Genomic DNA, 654 nt, shown 5'->3' on the forward strand with positions numbered 1-654 from the left:
CGACCGCCGCGGAGCTGCTCGGGCAGGCGGGGTTCGACGCCGACGCCAACGTGCTCACCCGCCGACAGGCCGAGGTGCTCGCGCTCCGGGAGCACGGCCTCCGACAGGCTGACATCGCCGACCGGCTCGGCACCTCGCGGGCGAACGTCTCGAGCGTCGAGGCCAGCGCCCGGGAGAACGTCGAGAAGGCCCGGGAGACCGTCTCCTTCGCCGACGCGCTCTCGGCGCCGGTCCGGGTCCGCGTCGAGGACGGGACCGACCTCTACGACGTCCCGGATCTGGTGTACGAGGCCTGCGACGAGGCGGGGGTGAAGGTGGGCTACGCGGCGCCGGAACTGATGAAGATCGTCAGCGACGCCGCCGGCGACGCCATCCACGGGCGGGAGGTGCGCGCCGAACTCCTCGTGGGCGTCACGAGCGACGGGCAGGTGCGCGTGCGCCGGGCGTACGAGGAGTAGTCTTTCTCGCGAGGTTTCGACCGTTAGAACTCCCCCCGTTCGTCGAGCAGCGACACCAGTTCGCGCACTCGCCCGGCCTCGCTTTTCGGCACCACCAGCACGCGGTCGTCGTAGGCCACGACCGCGAGCCCCGAGACGCCGACCAGCGAGACGTGCTTGTCGTCGCTGACGACGACGTTGTCCGCGGCGTCGACGG

Annotated in this window: 1 protein-coding gene and 1 pseudogene; one reads left to right on the forward strand and one right to left on the reverse strand. The window is 71.7% G+C overall.

What is annotated here, in order from left to right; all coding sequences use genetic code 11:
• Nucleotides 1-14 precede the first annotated feature (14 nt).
• Nucleotides 15-458 (forward strand): Tfx family DNA-binding protein, encoded by a 444-nt coding sequence (locus ACFR9S_RS07520; protein ID WP_379818362.1) that lies wholly within the window; start codon nucleotides 15-17, stop codon nucleotides 456-458.
• A 23-nt stretch (nucleotides 459-481) separates the two neighbouring features.
• On the opposite strand, the pseudogene ACFR9S_RS07525 reads toward ACFR9S_RS07520, so the two are convergent.
• Nucleotides 482-654, reverse strand: a pseudogene (locus tag ACFR9S_RS07525) (mannose-1-phosphate guanylyltransferase); the annotation flags it as partial.

The sequence above is a fragment of the Halolamina salina genome (assembly GCF_042678005.1).
Lineage (GTDB): Archaea > Halobacteriota > Halobacteria > Halobacteriales > Haloferacaceae > Halolamina > Halolamina salina.